At 54.1% G+C, this 15,241-nt stretch carries 15 protein-coding genes, 2 pseudogenes and 1 riboswitch; of the genes and pseudogenes, 10 read left to right on the forward strand and 7 right to left on the reverse strand.

Features of this window, described 5'->3' with window-relative positions:
- Positions 1-8: 8 nt before the first annotated feature.
- Together chrA and QMX93_RS11135 are read right to left on the reverse strand one after the other, a co-directional pair.
- Positions 9-1,214 (reverse strand): chromate efflux transporter, encoded by a 1,206-nt coding sequence (gene chrA / locus QMX93_RS11130; RefSeq protein ID WP_042561610.1) that lies wholly within the window; start codon positions 1,212-1,214, stop codon positions 9-11.
- 212 nt (positions 1,215-1,426) lie between these two features.
- Entirely contained in the window at positions 1,427-1,792 is a 366-nt protein-coding gene (locus QMX93_RS11135; protein ID WP_020192024.1) for a GNAT family N-acetyltransferase, read from the reverse strand.
- 140 nt (positions 1,793-1,932) lie between these two features.
- Between QMX93_RS11135 and QMX93_RS11140 the strand changes: the two genes are divergently transcribed.
- The 8 genes and pseudogenes from QMX93_RS11140 (at position 1,933) to QMX93_RS11175 (ending at position 6,096) form a co-directional block, all read left to right on the forward strand.
- Positions 1,933-2,355 carry an arsenate reductase ArsC gene (locus QMX93_RS11140; RefSeq protein ID WP_020192023.1) on the forward strand — a complete coding sequence of 141 codons (423 nt, stop codon included), beginning with the start codon at positions 1,933-1,935 and terminating at the stop codon, positions 2,353-2,355.
- Positions 2,352-2,708, forward strand: a complete 357-nt coding sequence (locus QMX93_RS11145) for a metalloregulator ArsR/SmtB family transcription factor (RefSeq protein WP_020192022.1) — start codon at positions 2,352-2,354, stop codon at positions 2,706-2,708. The genes QMX93_RS11140 and QMX93_RS11145 overlap by 4 nt, the downstream gene beginning before the upstream one ends.
- Positions 2,709-2,733: 25 nt before the next feature.
- Positions 2,734-4,017, forward strand: coding sequence for an arsenic transporter (locus tag QMX93_RS11150; RefSeq protein ID WP_020192021.1), 1,284 nt, complete (start codon positions 2,734-2,736; stop codon positions 4,015-4,017).
- Between the two features lie 16 nt (positions 4,018-4,033).
- Entirely contained in the window at positions 4,034-4,504 is a 471-nt protein-coding gene (locus QMX93_RS11155) for an arsenate reductase ArsC (protein WP_020192020.1), read from the forward strand.
- Positions 4,505-4,551: 47 nt separating this feature from the next.
- Entirely contained in the window at positions 4,552-5,265 is a 714-nt protein-coding gene (arsH, locus tag QMX93_RS11160) for an arsenical resistance protein ArsH (RefSeq protein WP_020192019.1), read from the forward strand.
- Between the two features lie 20 nt (positions 5,266-5,285).
- Positions 5,286-5,378 (forward strand): annotated as a pseudogene (locus QMX93_RS11165) (arsenate reductase); the annotation flags it as partial.
- Positions 5,375-5,470, forward strand: a pseudogene (locus QMX93_RS11170) (universal stress protein); the annotation flags it as partial. The pseudogenes QMX93_RS11165 and QMX93_RS11170, both read left to right, overlap by 4 nt.
- Positions 5,471-5,562: 92 nt before the next feature.
- Positions 5,563-6,096 carry an NUDIX domain-containing protein gene (locus QMX93_RS11175; protein ID WP_020192018.1) on the forward strand — a complete coding sequence of 178 codons (534 nt, stop codon included), beginning with the start codon at positions 5,563-5,565 and terminating at the stop codon, positions 6,094-6,096.
- 112 nt (positions 6,097-6,208) lie between these two features.
- On the opposite strand, the gene nhaA is transcribed toward QMX93_RS11175, so the two are convergent.
- The 5 genes from nhaA to QMX93_RS11200 all read right to left on the reverse strand — a co-directional run bounded on the left by nhaA (position 6,209) and on the right by QMX93_RS11200 (position 10,551).
- Positions 6,209-7,411, reverse strand: a complete 1,203-nt coding sequence (nhaA, locus tag QMX93_RS11180) for a Na+/H+ antiporter NhaA (protein WP_029615511.1) — start codon at positions 7,409-7,411, stop codon at positions 6,209-6,211.
- Between the two features lie 310 nt (positions 7,412-7,721).
- The gene (gene ppa / locus QMX93_RS11185; RefSeq protein ID WP_042561608.1) at positions 7,722-8,252 is read right to left on the reverse strand and encodes an inorganic diphosphatase; all 531 of its coding nucleotides are present in this window, start codon (positions 8,250-8,252) and stop codon (positions 7,722-7,724) included.
- 2 nt (positions 8,253-8,254) lie between these two features.
- A complete protein-coding gene (locus QMX93_RS11190) occupies positions 8,255-8,608 on the reverse strand; it encodes a DUF190 domain-containing protein (protein ID WP_020191805.1) in 354 nt (117 codons plus the stop codon).
- A gap of 10 nt (positions 8,609-8,618) precedes the next feature.
- Positions 8,619-9,002, reverse strand: coding sequence for a fluoride efflux transporter CrcB (gene crcB / locus QMX93_RS11195; RefSeq protein WP_017337059.1), 384 nt, complete (start codon positions 9,000-9,002; stop codon positions 8,619-8,621).
- 138 nt (positions 9,003-9,140) lie between these two features.
- A riboswitch (Fluoride riboswitch) is annotated at positions 9,141-9,202 on the reverse strand.
- A gap of 1,004 nt (positions 9,203-10,206) precedes the next feature.
- Complete coding sequence (locus tag QMX93_RS11200) at positions 10,207-10,551, reverse strand: antitoxin Xre/MbcA/ParS toxin-binding domain-containing protein (RefSeq protein WP_020189848.1); 345 nt, start codon at positions 10,549-10,551, stop codon at positions 10,207-10,209.
- Between the two features lie 524 nt (positions 10,552-11,075).
- On the opposite strand from QMX93_RS11200, the gene QMX93_RS11205 reads away from it, so the two are divergent.
- Both QMX93_RS11205 and QMX93_RS11210 read left to right on the forward strand, forming a co-directional pair.
- A complete protein-coding gene (locus QMX93_RS11205; protein ID WP_020189849.1) occupies positions 11,076-11,789 on the forward strand; it encodes a hypothetical protein in 714 nt (237 codons plus the stop codon).
- A 184-nt stretch (positions 11,790-11,973) separates the two neighbouring features.
- Entirely contained in the window at positions 11,974-15,201 is a 3,228-nt protein-coding gene (locus QMX93_RS11210; RefSeq protein ID WP_020189850.1) for a hypothetical protein, read from the forward strand.
- Positions 15,202-15,241: the final 40 nt, after the last annotated feature.

Here is a 15,241-nt window from a genome sequence, read left to right on the forward strand (position 1 = left end):
GATGTATCTCACAGTGCAATGCTCAACAGCCCGCCCAGGACACCGCTGCCCAGCACGACCATCCACGGCGGCAGCTTCCAGAACATCAACGCCACCAGTGCCACGAGGGCCAGGCCAAAGTCTTGCGGGCCATGAATCGCACTCGTCCATACCGGCTGGTAGAGAGCAGCAAGCAGCAGGCCGACCACGGCCGCATTGATGCCCAGCAGTGCTGCCTGCGTACGCAGGTTACGGCGCAGGTGCTCCCAGAATGGCAAGGCCCCCACCACCAGCAGGAAAGACGGCGCAAAGATCGCCAGCAGGCAAATCAGCCCGCCAAGCCAGCCAGTTGGTGCTTGGTTCATCGAGGCACCGAGAAATGCTGCAAAGGTGAATAGAGGCCCCGGCACGGCCTGCGCCGCACCATAGCCCGCGAGGAATGCTTCGTTGTCGACCCAGCCTGTTGGTACGACCTCAGCTTGCAACAGCGGCAGCACCACATGCCCGCCACCGAATACCAGCGAGCCGGCGCGGTAGAAGGCATCCATCATCGCCAGTGTCTGGCTCGGGAACACAGCTGTCAGCAACGGCAGCCCAAGCAGCAGGGCAAAGAACAGGGCCAGCCAGAACAAGCCAACGCGACGCCGCACGCTGATCGGTAGTGGATCATGGGCCTCGCCCTGCTGTGGTTTGAATAGCAGCAGGCCGACGATGGCTGCAAGGATGATGACACTCACTTGCCCCCAGGCAGAGGGTACGAGCAGCACGAAGCAGGTCGCCGCTGCCATGATGGAAATACGCGGCGCATCGGGACAAAGATTGCGCGCCATGCCCCAGACAGCCTGGGCGACCACCGCCACGGCCACCACCTTCAGACCGTGCAGCACGCCAGCAGGCATGGCATCACCATAACTGGCGATGCCGAGTGCGAAGAGGATCAAGGCGATTGCGGAGGGCAAGGTGAATCCCATCCACGCGGCTAGTGCCCCGGCGTAGCCGGATCGAGACAACCCGAGCGCAATCCCGACCTGGCTACTGGCTGGCCCCGGTAAGAACTGGCAAAGGGCGACAAGATCCGCATAGCTGCGCTCGCTCAACCATTGTCGACGCACCACGAACTCATCGCGGAAATAGCCCAGGTGTGCGATTGGGCCGCCGAAGGAGGTGAACCCCAAGCGGAGGAAGATCAAAAAAACAGCCCAAGGGCTACGGTCAGTCTTGGTTATTTCAGTCATGGTCAATACCTGATCTCTGACAAGGCTGGATGAAATTATCGATATACGATAGCGTAAATCGATAATTGAGGTCGACCATCATGGAACTCGTTCTGATCGGCTTACGCCGTGCTTCAAGTGGTCAGATCCAATGCAATTGGCTGGTCAAGTCCGATGCAAACAGGTGGTCAAGTGCAATGCAAACGATTGGTCAAGTGAGGTGCAATTCCCAATCAGAGGCGGCTCAGAGTCTCGCTGGTTAGTGCGTATCCCTGCTGTTCAAAAAAGCCTGATGCAATTGTTGTCAGCAAATGAAATCGAGCGTTTCCCTGCTTCGCAGCTATTGCTTCAACGACTCGAAGCATTTCAGCTCCAACCCCTGTCGATCTGTATGCCGGCTCCACGACCAGGGAACGCAGCAATCCATCTGCCCCATGCGTTTCAAACCCTCCCCACCCAACAGTCTCACCATCCCGCGTGAATTCGAAAAAGGTTCGGTTCGGAAGATCCACATCGTCTGATGGAAGGTCAGCAGACTCCAAGGCGTCGCGAAAGCGCTGCCATTGCCCTCCGGCTATTTGCATTGTCTGGATCATCATCTCCGTCTCCACCCTGTCATTCCCTATGCCTTGCTTTGCATGACCGCTATGGCTCAAGCCTGAGCAGCGGTCATCATATTCGCTTTACCGAATATCTGCCAAAGCGTATATTCGATTTTCCATATGCATCGAGTCCAGTCATGACCCCTGCTATCAAAGTTCTTTTCGTGTGCGTTGCCAATTCAGTCCGCTCCCAGCTTGCAGAGGCGTTACTGCGGCACACCGACCCGCGCTTCGAGGCCTTCAGCGCAGGATCCCAACCGTCTGAGATTGATCCGCGCACGATTCAGGCATTGGAGGCAGTTGGAGTCGATACAGCGGGCCTGCGAAGCAAGTCCATCAGCGAGTTTCAAGCTGATCGATTCGATTACGTCATCACTCTTTGCGATAAGTCCGCCAGCGAGTGCCTATCAATGCCCAGTGCAGGTGAAGTCATTGCCTGGGATTTTTCTGACCCAGTAACGAGCGATGATCCCGGCGCATTTCGCCACACGCTCCACGACATCCATGAGCGCATCAAGCTCTTCGTTTTGGTCAAGACCAAACACCTGGAGGATCTATGACAGAACCCATGAACCCCACCACGTTATTCAAGTGCTTGGCGGATGACACCCGAGCCAAAATTTCCCTGCTTGTCGTGAGCGAAGGCGAGCTGTGTGTCTGCGAGCTGACGGCGGCACTCGACCTGAGCCAGCCGAAGATTTCTCGTCATTTGGCCCTGCTGCGTTCTGCTGGTTTGTTGATGGATCGTCGGCAAGGTCAGTGGGTGTACTACCGCCTGAACCCCGACTTGCCTGCGTGGGTAACTGCGGTTTTGAAAGAAGTCGTAGACGCCAATCAGCATTGGCTGGAAACCGAGGCTAAACGCCTGTGCGGTATGAACGACCGCCCTATCAATCAGGGCGTGTGCAGCTGATTCACGCCCCAACCGGATTACTGAAATGCTGATTGCCGTATTGATCTTTATCGCCACTATCGTGCTCGTCATCTGGCAACCCAAGGGGCTCGGGGTAGGTTGGAGCGCGACGTTGGGTGCCATCGTGGCGCTGCTGGCAGGCGTCGTTACCCTGGCTGACATACCAGAGGTTTGGCGCATTGTCTGGAATGCCACCGGGACGTTTATCGCAGTCATCATCATTAGCCTGCTGCTTGATGAAGCAGGCTTTTTCAAGTGGGCTGCGTTGCATGTAGCGCGGTGGGGTGCTGGAAGCACTCGTAAGTTGTTTGCGTTCATCGTCTTGCTGGGCGCAGCTGTGTCGGCACTGTTCGCCAATGACGGAGCAGCGTTAATCCTCACACCCATTGTGATCGCGATGTTGCTGGCGTTGCGTTTTTCTCCTGCTGCTACGTTGGCATTCGTCATGGCAGCCGGTTTTATCGCCGATACGGCGAGCTTACCGCTGGTGGTTTCCAACCTGGTCAACATCGTTTCTGCCGACTACTTCGATATCGGCTTCAACGAATATGCTTCGATCATGGTGCCGGTAAACATCGTCAGCGTGGCAGCGACATTAGCCATGCTGCTGTGGTTTTTCCGCAAAGATTTACCAAAGACCTATGACCTCGACCAACTGGACAACCCGGACGAGGCAATTCACGACCGCGCCACTTTCGTAGCCGGCTGGTGGGTGCTGGCACTACTCCTGATCGGATTCTTTGTCATTGAGCCGCTGGGTGTGCCAATCAGCGCCATTGCTACGGTCTGCGCATTCGTCCTCTATGTCATCGCGGCTCGTGGTCATGCCATCAACACAAGCAAGGTGCTCAAGGAGGCTCCATGGCAAGTGGTGATTTTTTCCCTGGGTATGTATCTGGTCGTTTATGGCCTTAAGAACGCGGGCCTGACTGATCACATCGCCCAGATTCTGAACGTATTCGCCGGTTATGGCGTCTGGGGGGCATCCCTGGGTACTGGGATGCTAACGGCATTGCTGTCGTCGATCATGAACAACATGCCCACGGTTCTGGTGGGTGCCTTATCCATTCATGCCGCCGAAGTGGATGGCGTCGTTCAGCAAGCGATGGTGTACGCCAACATCATTGGCTGCGACCTAGGCCCGAAGATCACCCCAATTGGCAGTTTGGCCACGCTGTTGTGGCTACATGTGCTGGCCAAGAAGGACATCAAGATCAGTTGGGGTTACTACTTCAAGACTGGGATCGTGCTGACCTTGCCTATCCTCGTCGCCACCTTGTCTGCCCTGGCATTGCGCCTCAGTTTCTGAATCAAGGAATCTTCTGATGAAAGTCTTGTTCATGTGCACCCACAACAGCTGCCGCAGCATCCTGTCCGAGGCGCTGTTCAATCACCTGGCGCCTGAAGGCGTAGAAGCGGTCAGCTCGGGGAGCTTTCCCAGTGGCCGGGTGAATCAAAGGGCACTGCAGACGCTTGAGGCGGCGGGTATCTCTACGGCGGGCTTAAGCAGCAAGGCTTCGGATGCTTTTGAAGGCTCGCCTCCAGACATCGTGATCACTGTCTGTGACCGGGCTGCAGGTGAGGCATGCCCAATCTTCTTTGGGCCAGCTTTGAAGGCGCATTGGGGGCTGGCTGACCCGTCTGAGGCTAGCGGGTCGGAAGCCGAGATCACCGCTGCGTTTGAAGCCACACTCGTGAAAATTCACGAGCGCGTGAGCGCATTTCTTGCGCTTCCACTGAAGACCATAAGCGCTGAACAGTTGAAAGCTGAACTGAGTCGCATCGGTTCACTTTAGAGATCAACCGAGGCGGTGCCCAACCTGGCGTCGCCGTAGGAGTTTATATGCAAGACACATTGCCGAACGTCCACGCCGACCTGATCGACATTCCTTCGTTGGAGCAACTGGCACCTCGTACGCCTTCGCTTCATAAGCCTCGAATTCTGCTTTTGTACGGATCGACGCGAGAGCGCTCTTTCAGCCGGCTGGTGACTCAGGAAGCAGCGCGCTTGTTGGAAGAGTTTGGCGCCGAAACCAAGATCTTTGACCCGTCAGGTCTCCCGCTGCCGGATGACGCTCCCGATACACATCCCAAGGTCGCTGAGCTGCGCGAGCTGATGCAATGGTCTGAGGGGCAGGTGTGGTGCTCCCCTGAGCGTCACGGCTCCATGAGTGCGGTATTCAAAGCCCAAATTGACTGGGTTCCGCTGGCGATGGGCGCTGTACGACCTACCCAAGGCAAAACCCTTGCTGTGATGCAGGTCTGTGGTGGTTCTCAATCCTTCAACGTGGTTAACCAACTACGGGTACTTGGCCGATGGATGCGGATGTTTACCATCCCTAACCAGTCTTCCGTGGCCAAGGCGTTCACCGAGTTCGATGAAGCAGGCCGTATGAAGCCGTCCTCGTACTACGACCGACTGGTGGACGTGATGGAGGAGTTGATGAAATTCACCCTGCTGTTGCGGGATCGCCAGGATTATCTGGTTGATCGGTACTCCGAGCGTAAAGAGTCCGCCGAAGACCTGTCCAAGCGCGTCAACCAGCGCTCCATCTAACGTCAGCACGAGGAAGCGATATGAGCCAGATCACGATCTACCACAACCCCGAATGCGGCACCTCTCGCAACACCTTGGAATTGATCCGCAATAGCGGGGAAGAACCGACAGTTACGGGCACTCACGCATCAGGCAATTTCTGGTAGGCAGCACGACCACGACGATGCTGCGAACATCCACTTTTCCCGTATTGCTGCTTCGCTGAGCCAGTGCCACTGGCCACAGTATTTCCAGAACTGCGGAAATGCCGTGGCCACCCTGGGCGATGACTAACTGATCTTGCCGTAACGAGAGCACATGCAACTCATAACTGAAATTGTTCACCCCGAGCTCACATCAAAGCAGGGCAGAGTATTCCGTCGACATGCAGCACGCGGCATCGTGATGCGGCATGAGCAGATCCTGTTGCTGTTTACCGAGCGCTATAACGACTTCAGCTTTCCTGGCGGCGGCCTTGACGGTGACGAGGACATTGTCACAGGCTTGAAGCGTGAGCTTGAGGAAGAGACTGGCGCCCGTGAAATACAGGTGCTCCAGCACTACGGTTACATTGAGGAGTACCGGCCCTACTGGAAGCCACAGTACGATCTGATGCACATGACCTCGCATTTTTATCAATGCGAAGTAGCGCCCCAGCTAGAGCCCGTGAGAATGGAAAGCCACGAAATCGCGAATGGTATGCGGCCTGTCTGGATCAACCTGCATGAGGCCATAACGCATAATGAAGCCGTGATGCAGCGTCAGGAGTCATCGATGGGGCAGTCAATTCAGCGCGAAACGTTCATGCTGAAAAAAGTTGTGTCCGAGTTGATGCCGCCAATCAGCCTTTGATGGGCTATCTCAGCAGCTTGTGGCGTAAAGCACGATGACCTCACTTCGCGAGACGATGTTCCAGCCACAGGATTTCTGTCAGGGAGAAACTCCGTGGCCGGCTCGCTTACGCTTATTTAGAGACCGTGGCGGCGACAATGGCGGGCCCAGCGCTGCGTCGCAAAATCAGGACTCCACCGATTGCAGCTAAGGTCGAACCGATCAACACACCGACTTTTACTTCGTCGATCAGGTGAGCTGATCCAGCAAACGCCAGGTTTCCGATGAACAGGCTCATGGTGAAGCCGATGCCACACAAGAGCGCAACGCCGTAAAGCTGTGCCCAATTGCTGCCTTCCGGCAGTTTGGCCAAGCCCATACGAATGGCCAGAGCAGCTAATAGGAAAATGCCAACTTGCTTGCCCACCAACAGACCGAGCGCTACACCCAGCGGAACCGGATCGACTAGGTTTTCCATCGAAATACCGGCCAATGAAACACCCGCATTGGCGAAGCCAAAAATCGGCACCACAGCGAACGCTACCCACATATGCAGCTTTTCTTCTAGGAACAGCAGTGGAGACCGGGCTTCTTCTTCAGGCTTACCCATTGGAACACACAGCGCTACAGCGACACCTGCAAGGGTGGCGTGCACTCCCGATTGCAGCACGAAGAACCACAGCACACCACCTACCAGCAGATACGGGAACAATCGTCTGACGCCCAATCGATTCATTGCGATCAGAATGGCCAGGGTTGCGAGCGATGCCAGCAACATCGGCATGGAAAGACCAGAGGTGTAGAAAAAGGCAATGATGACTACAGCACCCAGGTCGTCAATGATCGCCAAGGCGGCGAGGAAGACCTTCAGCGACGTAGGGACTCGCTTCCCCAGCAACGACAAGACGCCCAAGGCGAATGCGATGTCGGTAGCGGCTGGGATAGCCCACCCCTTCAAAGTCTCAGAATTACCCCAGTTGATTGCGATGTAGATCAGCGCAGGCACAACCATGCCACCTAAAGCACCAAACCCCGGCAGGGCGCGCTGGCCCCAAGTGGAAAGCCCACCTGCCAGAACCTCTCTTTTGATCTCTAGGCCGACCATCAGGAAGAAGATGGCCATGAGGCCATCATTGACCCAATGCTCCACAGACATGCCCAACCAGACACTGTGCAAGGCGGCAAAATAACCTTGCGAGAGAGGCGAGTTCGCCACGATTAGGGCCGCGAGTGCTGCGCCCATCAGTACAAGACCGCCAGCGGATTCCGACGATAGGAAGCGAGCCAGAATCGCGGCTGCTCTAGGGGTTTCTGCGGGAGCTCTACTATGAGTCATCAGTGTCCTTGCGCTTTGATCCAAAGCGATTATTTTAACATCCGAGGTTTACCAGCACGGCAGGGCACATAGCCTGTAACGATTTACACCGAGCCTTAATCAGCCGTCAGTGTGTTCCCCGGCACGGGCTCGCTCATGAAACGCAGGAGCGCGCTCCAAGCACATAGCCTCACTAGGCGAGCGAGCATCGATCCTTCTTTACAGGTGTGTGGCTCCTCGGATATTTGATGATTGAAGCAACTGAGGCCCAGCATAAATGCACGCACCTCAGCGCGATCCTACGACAGTGGCATTTGAATCTGGAGTAAGCCTATTTGGGGATATACGCCGCTACCGACTTGCGAATCTCTTCCCGCGCCTCATCCGCGCTCCCCCAACGCCCCATCTTCACCCACTTACCCGGCTCCAATGCTTTGTAGTTTTCGAAGAAGTGCTGGATCTGTGCGAGGAGTAACGCAGGTAGGTCTGAGCACTCATTCACGTCGGTGTACAATGAGCTAAGTTTCTCGTGAGGCACTGCGATCACCTTGGCATCCGCTCCGGCTTCGTCAGTCATGTACATCACACCAACCGGGCGACTACGGATGACAACACCAGGTGAGACGGGATAAGGGCAAACCACCAGGACGTCCAGCGGATCACCATCGTCGCTCAGCGTGTTCGGGATAAATCCGTAGTTGGCTGGATAGAACATCGGTGTGCTGAGGAAGCGGTCGACAAAGATCTGCCCACTTGGCTTGTCCACCTCGTACTTGATCGGCGAGTGGTTTGCAGGAATCTCTATAACGGTGAAGAAGTCATCGGGGATGGCGTTGCCAGCTGGGATGTCCGCGTAGCTCATGTTCATAGCTCCGAAGTTGTGGAGGGTGTTGAGCTGGAGGGCATTTTTCCAAGGGTGCCCATCTCGACTGGCGTCTTCGTGAAAAACACCGATATTTCCTCAGAGTCCAATCGTTTGAACAATCGTTCTGCCTCATCTTCCGTGATGGCCAAGCGAATCTCCGTGGGTTGATCCGCCAGCTCAAAAAAGTGCGATGAATGCAGTTTTCCTGTGTGCCCAAACCCTTCGATTCCGGTGCAGAGCGTGGCGCCTCGCAACCCCATTTCTTTAGCCACGTCGACGATCCATTCGCCTAGCATCTTTCCCTGATAACGACGGTTTTGTTGGGTGAAGAAAACGACCATATAGCCTTTCATTTCTATCTCCTCAGCGAGTACCAATCATTTGGTAGGACAGAAGCCCCGCAGCGGTCATCGCTAACGAGCCTGCAACGTGCAACGAAATTGAGCCAAGCGCCCAGACCAGTCTGCCTTCCTGAATCAAGGCAACCGTTTCGGCTGAAAATGTAGAGAAGGTGGTAAGCCCACCACAGAAACCCGTGATGATCAGGAGACGCCACTCTGGACTGAGGGTAGGAGAAGCGGCCAAGAAGGCGATGGCCAGGCCGATGATGTAGCCCCCAACCATGTTCGCGACCACAGTACCTGGGGGAATCGTAGGAAACAGAGCATTCAGTTTCATGCCCAATATCCAGCGCAACCAGGCTCCAAGTGAAGCGCCAACGGCGATGACCATTAAAGACTTCAGCATGGCGAGCCCACCTCATCAGACCTGAGTGGACTAACTGGTAAGCGGCTCGCGCCGAAAGAAAAAGGAAACTCGGAGGATAAGATCATAGCCTGTCCTAAAATGGAGGACAGGGAGACGCACCTACGCACCCTGTCCAGGGTTCACGTAGGCATCATCAGCACGAAGGCGGTTAAAGGAGGAATGCCATCTCCTGATCTGATCCTATAGCATCAGCGCCAATGGTATCAATAGGCATCAAGAGCAGCTGCATGCAAGCGATCTGAAGGCCCTTTTGGCTAGGCAAGATGTTTGATTGTTGGCGCTGATTGAAAACTGACCCATCCTGCCGATTGAAAATTGACCCAGGGAGGATTGCTGATTTTTGTCCCAGCAATTGTGGATAGGAAGGTGAGTTGGCCGGACGGTTACAAATGATCGACATGGCCAATGTATCTGCTACTGGACGCGGTTGTAGGCGATCAAAATTCGCATTTGGTGAATCGAAACTCATAAATGTTAGCGTTTTCGCCTGTTTTAAAGCATTTTTTATAGGTTTTCGAGGATTTTTGAGTGAAAACTCAGATTGACAAATAGGCAATTTATTTACCGTTCGTCGGCAATGTCCATTTTATTTTCACCCCCCCCTCTTGAAAATTTTTAAGCGAGACGGAGTTCTTATATTTGAGAGCAAGATAAAAGCGGCAGTGGCCCAGGCACCGCTTTTCTCACAGGATCCCACTGGCTTTTACGTCTGATATTTACGGCTTCTAGATCACACGGTTTGAGGGTCTGGTGTGAAGCTGAGGTTGGAGTGGGTGGGCCGGGGGCCAAGGAGAAATCGCTTTCCTTTGCAGCCGCAGGCTGCTGCTTACGCTTTGACGTCAAACCAATAGGGCTTTTTTGCTGGGATCAGTCCGTCTGAAATTACACCCGTGTCAGACAACAGGCGTCTGCAAGCGTGTGTCGCCGTGACTTTCCGAGCGCAAGGCGAGTAACCTGACTTACCCTCCGACAATCGACCTGTAAACCATATTTTTACACTGTAAACCCTTGCCATTTACACGTAAAAAAATTGGTTTACAGGTTTCAGAGATGGCCTGGCTAGTACTGGCCTCCAGGACGCTCAGGTAGGCTGGCCTAGGAGGCAGCGAGAAGCTCGCATCTTTCACATCCCGGAGTTCTCAATTAGCGATTAGAAATGGCTGATCAGCTCTTACAAGATTCCTCACGCGCCGAAGCCATGCTCCAGTCGCCCAATGAGCGACAACGCTTCTTCGAGGGGAACATCTATCGGACGTTGTAGGCCCAGTGCTGGCATTGGTTTCGAAAGCCACTCAATAGCGGTCGATTTAGCGCCGAACAACCTAATCGCCGCATCCAGCAGTTGATGATCTAAGGCCTCCTTCGCCTCCATGGGGTTCATGGCATCCTTGATCGCAATTGCAAGCGTTTCCATTGCTTCGCTTAGGCGAGCGTCTTCTCGAAAGTCCCCGCAGTTTGGCCGGTGCTCACTGCAGTGGCGCAAAAGCGCTTCTGCGTCGTTGGTGTTTAAATCAAGTTCGATCAGCATTCAGATTCCTTACAGAGGTAGTGCAGCCTTACGGGAATGTTGGATGAAGGTGGCCGCGAGTTTCTACGTGGGTTTCTGCAGTCGAAGCAAGGCCTGCACCGGTTGCAGATACGGTGACCAGGGCCCGTGGATCCCACTCGGTCGAACGCCAGAGCCTGCTAGCCGCAAAGCTGGCATGGCATTATGATGGCTAGCTTTGCCGCCACCATTTGTTCTTGGGCGTTATACACGCGCCTTCAGGCCTACGTTGCTCTGAGATGTGTGCTCTACCAGGCCCGTCCGACCTCTCACGAAATCAAGTTTTGAGCTCGACTGCTGGTGCTCCGCTGCCCTACGTCCGGCGTGAAGAAAGCTGCGCCAGTCATACTCATCTACCTGCACGGCGTATGGCGCGAGCTACTGGCGACCTTTTCAAAAATGGGCTTCGCCACGTCCTTCAGTCATGCTATATGGTGCCATCCTGCCGGCAGGGTCGGCCTGGATAAGGCGGTAGCAAGGCCCATTACACAAGGATAGTTTTGGTCATGACCTACATTAACCTGCCCAGTAATCAGCAAGCTGCAATCAGCGACGTCGACGAGACGGTGCTTCGGGCAGCAGTGCGCAAGTGCCTGGATGAAGAGCGCATGGGGCCGATTCATGGCCTTGGGCTTAGTGATTGTGGCCCTTACGTGGGTGCCAAGCTTAATGCGTTTCAACAAGCGATCGCCGAGTACAGCAAGGCCAGGGCCCATGCCAAGCGCGAACGCACTCGGCAAGATGCGCTGTATGCCGGCAATGACCTCATTCACGCTTTGCAGCAGATGAAAGGGCGGCTCGAAACTGAGCGTAAAGAGGGTGAGTTGTTCTTTATTGATGATCAGATTAGGCCGCCTTTCCATCTCAGTAAGCGACTATCGGTGCAAGTGTCGTTTCGCTGGCGAGAGTCGCCGTCTGCGGACTGGAAGCACGGGCATCTGACATTCGTCTACGACTTCTCTCCTCAGCCCAGCTACACCTTGCCAGTGCCCAAGCGCAAACCCAGCGCCGCTCAGGTAGAGAGCGAACTTGAAGACAGTCGGTACCGAGAATGGGAGCGTTTGAAGGCCCAGGCGCTCTTTTCTATGAGAGAGTTCTTCCGCGATGGCGGCGATGGGGATGCTGTACCAGAAGTGTTCGCGGTGAGGCCTAGTCCCTACGGCGGTGGCTTGAATAACTTCAGCTGCAATTTCTGGCAGTCCGAAAGGCCGGCCCCATAAATTTGGCAAGCCATCAGATTCGAGCCGGTGGCTGATACAAACGATCGCCCGCCCGCCATGTCTGCGTGGGCGCCCCGCAGCGTCGTGAACCAAAGACCAACACGATGACGTCGAGCCTTTATTGACCCAGGGCCAAGTGTCGGTGGTGGCCGGGCGATGCCATTGGTCATTTCAGGAGTGGATGATGGAAAAGGAACAATCGGCTAGCAAGATCGCTGGCCCTAAGCCGCAAGACTTCCTGCGAGCGAGGCGTCCGGAACAGTTCTCAGATTCTGTGAAGTTACAAGAGTCGACCATCGACCGCTCCATGCTGGAGTACCATTTTGAGACTCTGAATAATCGAAGCCAAGAGCTTGAGTTCGAGATCTTCGTACGGAAACTGTGCGAACGGGAAATTTGTCCGAACCTGGTTGCTCAGACTGGCCCGACTGCGGGTGGAGACGGAAAAACCGATACCGAGACCTACCCTGTTTCCAGCCAGATCGCCTTTTTCTGGGGGCTAAACGAGACCCCGGAGTCCGAGCGATGGGCATTCGGTGTCAGCACCCAGAAAGATTGGAGGGCAAAATGCAGGAAGGACGTCGAGAGCGTCATGTCGACAGGGCGTGGCTACGTCCAGATCTTCTGTGTCACCAGCCGTTTCATCAAGAACAGCTCCAGAGCGGAGCTGCAAGACGAGCTTTCCAAAAAGTATGACGTCAAGGTCACTATCCTTGATCGAACCTGGCTGCTTGATAAAACGCTACAACCCAAGAATCAGCATCTTGCCATCGATTACTTAGGTCTCACAGGCAATATTGAGAGCAAGATTCAGATTGGCCCGTTCGATGCTGACAAGCAAATCCAGCTAACTGCGATCGAGCGCCAGATCGAGCAGATCGAAGACCCTGGTCATTTGACGCTCTCTCAGGTCGATCTCTACACCAAGCGCGCCATCATCTACAAAGAGCTGGAACGGGATGCGGTTGCCGTCGAGCATCAGTTCAATATCGCTGTGCGGACGGCGAAAAAGTTTGGTACCCAGAGGCAGCATTTCGATGCCCTTTACCAACTGACCTGGGCCGCGTACTGGTGGCTGGAAAATGCGGAACTCTTTGAGGAAACGTTTGAGAAAGCACTCGGCGTGGCTCAAGAGACCGAAAACGTGGAGGTGTGGGAGAAAGTCGTAACGTTGTTCAATTTGATGGTCACTAGTCATCGAGACGGTAAGTGCACGCTCGATGTGGACTCCCTAGAAACCACTATTAGAGAGAGATTGAACTCGATAGCCGCTAACGCGGATATGGTCAGCGGGGCATTGCAAGCCAAGACCTCTTTGGCGCTTCTAGATCTGCTGATTGCGGAAAATGAGGAGCAAGCCAACAACACCTTCCGGTCTTTGAGCGAAATCGCTGATAGTGCTCATAAGCTGATTGGCTACCCTATGGCTCGTTTCGTCAATTTGCTCGAAGCACTCGATGTGGCCTTCGGAGATCTCAAGGCCTACGAAGATCTCATGGATAAGCTCATTGATGATGCCGGTGCGCGGGAAAACAGCCGGATTAAGGCAGATAAGTACCTGAGGCGAGGAGCGCTGAGTAGCGATAAAAAGGACTACTACAGGGCGATCAAGTGCTTCGGATTATCCCTGTATGGGCTGTATAGCAGTGAAAGCAAGGCAGAAGTCTTCGCTGCCCTGTATATGTTGTCGCATGCATACGACAAGCAGGGCCTGCTTTGGGCTGCGCGAGGAGCAGCGTTGATGGCAGCCTACGTGGTAACCACTGACGCACTGAAGGAACAGCGAAGCAGTGCTAAGCAAGCTGCTATTTACCAACGACTCATGTGGATTGAAGGTCAGCTAGGTCGCGTGGGCCAGTCTTTGACCTGGTATCACTTAGCTCAACTGATCTCTCAAACGCTGGATGAAAGTCCGTGGACAGAAAATCAGAAAATGAATTATGAGGTTCTGATTGGTAAGCTATTTCTCAACGCCAATTTTACAGACGTTGAAAGAATCGCCTGGCTGCCGGACAAATTGAATCAACTGGATCTAGGGCTCAGTGCAGATGCGCTATTAGTTTGCTTAGGTCATGAAGATAAAGCGGGGCCTGAGGATGAGCCAATTGATCTTAACTTTATGAACATGTGGCGCAGTATTGATATGGGAGCCCCGGTGGCCCCACTCGACCTGTATCTGGATCGCTGGACGACCATAAGCTCATATATCCTCGGTTGTAAGGTGTCTGTGTCTTTTCCGGTGAAATCTCCATGCATTGAGTTAGCGCAGCAATTGCTGGCTGTACTGGAGAGCTTCTGCGCACCGATGATGGCAGACCATGCAGCGGCTACAGTGCCCGCCGTGAATATTGATGTCCTGCTGGAAGATGAGGACGACTTCATACTGCGGCACAGCTTCGACACCGCTGCGCAGGTAACCTCTGCAGAAATCCTCTGCTCGCCTTTCAGCATCGCCAATTTGACCGATGAACAACGAGGCACGATCCGGCAATTTTACAGTGAATTCTGCCTTCACTTTGTGTCCACCATCTGTCCTCAAATTGGCTGGTCGAAATTCGAAGAGATGCTTCGAGACGACAAAGCCCTGGAACGAGCAGTCGTCTTCAACTGCAATATTGGATTGGACAGCTATTTCATGGGGCGTGATGCCGTCCCTGGCATCGGGTCTCATCAGGAAGCTACCCTTGAATTGCACAAGCCAACACGGCGTGTGACTTGGTTTGAGCACCACAATATAGAGCCCATGGATTGGCGGCCTAAGTCTGATGTGCCTGAAGAGCGTCCAAAACATCCGTTTCAGTTTTCAACAATGAAGCATCGAGAGCTAAAAGTTGTTTCTCTCATCCAAGAGAGCCTGTGGAATCAAGCCGGCTGGAAGGGGCTGGGCTTTCAAACATGCGAAGGCGAAATTCCAGTGTTGATGTTCGGCTTCGAGAATGCCGCTGTTGGGCATAAGATATTCGAAAATATCGCGAAAACCATCGGGGATAAAGATCCCAATAATGCACTGCGCATCGCATTGATACGAGGCATTAGCAGGCAGAACCCAGCGCATTATCGCGTGGCCGTCACAAGTAATCTTGATCGTTCTGATGATGGGTCTTCGAGGATCCAAACGGCACTCTCTAGGCTTCATACTATGACCCCGAACTCTTCTGAGAATATTGAAAGATTTTTGAAAGATTACGAAGTGCACAAGAAGTGTCATATTGCTACGGTGAACACGAAAGGGAAGCTTGTTAGCCATCTAATAACTTCTGGCGTAATTGTCATTCATGCCTGGGAGATCGATGAAAACGACCAGGAGATTTCGGCAATTCAGCCTGAGGACGATATCTTTGTGCCGGCAGGCGTGGAAAACGCTCCAATCAGCCGTGCGCTGGCGAAGATTCGTTCATTTGAGACCCGGTAAAGGTTGGTCACACTTTGAGTGTGGGGCGGGGTGTCTTCTA

The organism is Pseudomonas sp. PS01303, assembly GCF_029959385.1.
GTDB lineage: Bacteria > Pseudomonadota > Gammaproteobacteria > Pseudomonadales > Pseudomonadaceae > Aquipseudomonas > Aquipseudomonas rustica.

Bases quoted from the DNA above. Each gene is read 5' to 3' on its own strand.
- chrA (WP_042561610.1), bottom strand. From the start codon at position 1,214: ATGACTGAAATAACCAAGACTGACCGTAGCCCTTGGGCTGTTTTTTTG.
- QMX93_RS11135 (WP_020192024.1), bottom strand. From the start codon at position 1,792: ATGATGATCCAGACAATGCAAATAGCCGGAGGGCAATGGCAGCGCTTT.
- QMX93_RS11140 (WP_020192023.1), top strand. From the start codon at position 1,933: ATGACCCCTGCTATCAAAGTTCTTTTCGTGTGCGTTGCCAATTCAGTC.
- QMX93_RS11145 (WP_020192022.1), top strand. From the start codon at position 2,352: ATGACAGAACCCATGAACCCCACCACGTTATTCAAGTGCTTGGCGGAT.
- QMX93_RS11150 (WP_020192021.1), top strand. From the start codon at position 2,734: ATGCTGATTGCCGTATTGATCTTTATCGCCACTATCGTGCTCGTCATC.
- QMX93_RS11155 (WP_020192020.1), top strand. From the start codon at position 4,034: ATGAAAGTCTTGTTCATGTGCACCCACAACAGCTGCCGCAGCATCCTG.
- arsH (WP_020192019.1), top strand. From the start codon at position 4,552: ATGCAAGACACATTGCCGAACGTCCACGCCGACCTGATCGACATTCCT.
- QMX93_RS11175 (WP_020192018.1), top strand. From the start codon at position 5,563: ATGCAACTCATAACTGAAATTGTTCACCCCGAGCTCACATCAAAGCAG.
- nhaA (WP_029615511.1), bottom strand. From the start codon at position 7,411: ATGACTCATAGTAGAGCTCCCGCAGAAACCCCTAGAGCAGCCGCGATT.
- ppa (WP_042561608.1), bottom strand. From the start codon at position 8,252: ATGAGCTACGCGGACATCCCAGCTGGCAACGCCATCCCCGATGACTTC.
- QMX93_RS11190 (WP_020191805.1), bottom strand. From the start codon at position 8,608: ATGAAAGGCTATATGGTCGTTTTCTTCACCCAACAAAACCGTCGTTAT.
- crcB (WP_017337059.1), bottom strand. From the start codon at position 9,002: ATGCTGAAGTCTTTAATGGTCATCGCCGTTGGCGCTTCACTTGGAGCC.
- QMX93_RS11200 (WP_020189848.1), bottom strand. From the start codon at position 10,551: ATGCTGATCGAACTTGATTTAAACACCAACGACGCAGAAGCGCTTTTG.
- QMX93_RS11205 (WP_020189849.1), top strand. From the start codon at position 11,076: ATGACCTACATTAACCTGCCCAGTAATCAGCAAGCTGCAATCAGCGAC.
- QMX93_RS11210 (WP_020189850.1), top strand. From the start codon at position 11,974: ATGGAAAAGGAACAATCGGCTAGCAAGATCGCTGGCCCTAAGCCGCAA.